Annotated in this window: 3 protein-coding genes; 2 read left to right on the top strand and 1 reads right to left on the bottom strand. The window is 67.9% G+C overall.

The window, feature by feature from the left end; genetic code table 11:
* Positions 1-464: 464 nt before the first annotated feature.
* Positions 465-902 (bottom strand): hypothetical protein, encoded by a 438-nt coding sequence (locus IN820_RS07415; protein ID WP_193680362.1) that lies wholly within the window; start codon positions 900-902, stop codon positions 465-467.
* Here IN820_RS07415 and IN820_RS07410 point away from each other — a divergent pair.
* Positions 901-1,413 carry a tRNA (cytidine(34)-2'-O)-methyltransferase gene (locus IN820_RS07410; RefSeq protein ID WP_193680361.1) on the top strand — a complete coding sequence of 171 codons (513 nt, stop codon included), beginning with the start codon at positions 901-903 and terminating at the stop codon, positions 1,411-1,413. The two genes, IN820_RS07415 and IN820_RS07410, sit on opposite strands and share 2 nt — an antisense overlap.
* A 73-nt stretch (positions 1,414-1,486) precedes the next feature.
* Positions 1,487-3,795 (top strand): FdhF/YdeP family oxidoreductase (locus IN820_RS07405; RefSeq protein WP_193680360.1); only part of this gene is annotated, 2,309 nt, incomplete at its 3' end.

Here is a 3,795-nt window from a genome sequence, read left to right as displayed (position 1 = left end):
TGGGTTACACGTAGGGTGGAAAACTCGCGAAGCGATTTTCCACGCGCACCGCGCATCGATACGCCTCGGGATGATCAGGCACCGCATCCGCGTGGATGGCTTCGGCCATCCACCCTACGGCCCTCGCCGGCAACCCCATCGCATGACACTCTGGGCCAACGGCCCCGCCGTAGGCAGCATGAAACCGTAGGGTGGAAAACTCGCGAAGCGATTTTCCACACGCAGCGTGCATGGATACGCCTCGTGAAGATCAGGCACCGCACCCGCGTGGATGGCTTCGGCCATCCACCCTACGGCCCTCGCCGGCAACCCCATCGCATCGCACCCTGTGCGAGCGGGCCCGCAGGGAGGCTGGGTTACACGTAGGGTGGAAAACTCGCGAAGCGATTTTCCACGCGCAGCGCGCATGGATACGCCTCGTGAATCCGCCACCGCACCCGCGCGGATGGCTTCGGCCATCCACCCTACGGCGCCACCCGCACCTGGAGGCGCCAGCCACCCGCCTCGGCCCGCCCGCTCCATTCGCCCCGCAACGGGCGGGCGGCGACCAGGTGCAGCAGCAAGCCTTTCTCGGTGTTCTGCAGCCGCCAGCCCACGCGCGCGCCATCGACCTGCAACTGACCGGACTGCGCCTCGCCCTGCGCCTGCAGCAGCAGGGCGAAGGCGCCTTCGAGGTGCTCGTCGTAGAGCTCCGGCTGGCGATCGAACTGCAGCGAGAGCCCCCACGCCTGCTCTTCGACGCGCTCCAGTTGCACCGGCCCCGGCGCGGTGAGCCGGCCGATCATCATCCCCACCAGCAGCCCGATCAGCACCAGCGAGGCGAAAAAGCGCCGCCGCAGGCGCGGTCGCGGATCGTCCGGCACAGTAGAATGTCGCTCGTCTTCTGCCTCGGTGCCGCGCATGTTCCACGTCATCCTGTTCCAACCGGAAATTCCTCCGAATACCGGCAACATTATCAGGCTCTGCGCCAACACCGGCTGCAACCTGCACCTGATCGAGCCGCTGGGCTACGAGCTGGACGACAAGCGCCTGCGCCGCGCCGGGCTCGACTACCACGAATATGCCACCCTCGAGCGGCATGCCGACCTGGACAGCTGCCTGCGCCGCCTCGGCATCGCGCCGCCGGGCAACGTGTGCGGGCCCCAGGCACCGCGCCTGTTCGCCTTCACCACCAAGGGCTCGCAGCCCTTTCACGAGGTGCGCTACCGTCGTGGCGATGCCTTCCTGTTCGGTCCGGAAAGCCGCGGCCTGCCGGCGGAAATCCGCGATGCCCTGCCCGCCGAGCAGCGCCTGCGCCTGCCGATGCGCCCCGACAGCCGCAGCCTGAACCTCTCCAACAGCGTGGCGGTCGCCGTCTACGAAGCCTGGCGCCAGCTCGATTTCGCCATGGACCCCGGCCGTACAACCTTGTGACAAAGCAGCGCTGAACGATCCGCCAGCGGCCCCGTCGTAAGGAACAAGCTCCCCCGGCAGAAGGAAACACGACGTGGCCCGGATGAAATTCAAGCCCTACCGCTCGCCTTCCGGTGGCTGGGGCTCCGCCTACTCCGTCGCCAACATCCTGCTGCGCGAGAAGATTCCGCTGTCCGGCGCCGCGCTGCTGCTCAAGCAGAACAAGCCCATCGAAGGCTTCGCCTGCGTCAGCTGCGCCTGGGCCAAGCCGCATCCGCCCCGGCCGCTGTCGTTCTGCGAGAACGGCGCCAAGGCTACCGCCTGGGAAAACACCTCGCGCCGCTGCGGCCCCGAGTTCTTCGCCGCGCACCGGGTCGGCGAGCTGCTCAACTGGAGCGACTTCGACCTCGAGCAGCAGGGCCGCCTGACCCACCCGCTGCGCTACGACGCCGCCAGCGACCGCTACCGCGTGGTCAGCTGGGACGAGGCCTTCGCCGAGATCGGCAGCGAACTCGCGGCCATGCCCGACCCGGACCGGGTGGTGTTCTACATGTCCGGCCGCGCCTCGCTGGAAACCGCCTACATGTATGCGCTGCTGGCGCGGATGTACGGCACCAACAACCTGCCGGACAGCTCCAACATGTGCCATGAGAGCACCTCCATAGCGCTGCCGGAAAGCATCGGCGTGCCGGTGGCGACCGTCACCCTGAACGACATGGAAAGGGCCGACGGGCTGTTCTTCTTCGGCCAGAACACCGGCACCAGCAGCCCGCGGATGCTCCATGAACTGCAACATGCACGCGAGCACGGCGCCGAGATCGTCACCTTCAACCCGATCCGCGAGCGCGGCCTGGAGCGCTTCGTCGACCCGCAATCGCCGCGGCAGATGCTCACCCCCGAAAGCACCATGATCAGCACCCAATACCATCAGTTGGCGATCGGCGGCGACATCGCCGCCATCGCCGGGATGTGCAAGGCGCTGTTCGCCCTCGACGACGCGGCGCTGAGCGAAGGCCGGCCGCGGGTGCTCGACGTCGCGTTCATCGCCGAACACACCCACGGCTTCGAGACCTTCGAGCAGTGCATCCGCGAGTACGACTGGGCGACCCTGGAGCGCCGCGCCGGCCTCAGCCGCGCGGCGATGGAAGCCGCGGCCACCGCCTATGCGCGCTGCCAGCGGGTCATCGGCCTGTATGGCATGGGCCTGACCCAGCACCGTCACGGCGTCGAAACCATCCAGATGCTGGTCAACCTGTTGCTGTTGCGTGGCAACATGGGCAAGGAAGGCGCCGGCATCCTGCCGGTGCGCGGCCATTCCAACGTGCAGGGCCAGCGCACCGTAGGCATCACCGAGAAATACGCCCAGGTGCCGGTGGACAACCTGCGCCGGCAGTTCGGCTTCGAGCCGCCGAGCAAGGACGGCGTGAACACCGTCGAGGCCTGCGAGGGCATCATCGGCGGGCATATCAGGGGTTTCATCGCCATGGGCGGCAATTTCGTCCGCGCGGTGCCGGACACCCTGCAGATCGAGCCGGCCTGGCGCCGCCTGCGGCTGTCGGTGCAGATCTCCACCAAACTCAACCGCAGCCATCTGGTCACCGGCGAGGTGTCCTACATCCTGCCGTGCCTGGGCCGCACGGAAATCGATCGCCAGGCCAGCGGCGAGCAGTACAACACCACCGAGGACAGCACCGGCTGCATCCGCGCCTGGCGCGGCGTCGCCGAGCCGGCCGGCGGACACTTGCTGTCGGAGCCGGCGATCGTCGCCCGCCTGGCCAGGGCCGCGCTGGCGCCCGACCCGAAGCTGGACTGGGACGCCTGGGTCGGCGATTACGGCCGGGTGCGCGACGCCATCGCCGAGAGCTATCCGGAAATCTTCCACGACTTCAACGTGCGGATGATGGAACCCGGCGGCTTTCACCGCCCGCTCGGCGCCAGCCAGCGCCGCTGGGATACCGAGACCGGCAAGGCGAACTTCATCAACCCGCCCACCCTCGCGGCCAACCCGGACACCGAAGCAGGGGGCCACGAGCAGCACGACGTGCTGCAGTTGATGACGCTGCGCAGCAACGACCAGTTCAACACCACCGTCTATGGCTACGACGACCGCTTCCGCGGCATCCACGGCACCCGCGCGGTGATCCTGATGAACCGCAACGACATCGTCCGCCTGGGGCTGGGCGAGGACGATCGCATCGAGGCGATCACCGTGGTCGACGACGGCGTGCATCGGGCCGTCGGCCCGCTGCGGGTCACGCCCTATGACATTCCGGAAGGCTGCTGCGCCGGCTACTACCCCGAGTGCAATGCATTGTTGCCGGTCTGGCATCATGCCAAGCGCAGCAAGGTGCCGGCGGCCAAATCCATTCCGGTGCGCCTGCGCAAGCTGATCGCCGCGGCCGC

It is taken from the genome of Pseudomonas lopnurensis, assembly GCF_015070855.1.
GTDB lineage: Bacteria > Pseudomonadota > Gammaproteobacteria > Pseudomonadales > Pseudomonadaceae > Stutzerimonas > Stutzerimonas lopnurensis.
The sequence above is the reverse complement of the archived record's forward strand: the minus strand, read 5'-3'. Positions and strand labels throughout refer to the sequence as shown.

Bases quoted from the DNA above. Each gene is read 5' to 3' on its own strand.
- IN820_RS07410 (WP_193680361.1), top strand. From the start codon at position 901: ATGTTCCACGTCATCCTGTTCCAACCGGAAATTCCTCCGAATACCGGC.
- IN820_RS07415 (WP_193680362.1), bottom strand. From the start codon at position 902: ATGCGCGGCACCGAGGCAGAAGACGAGCGACATTCTACTGTGCCGGAC.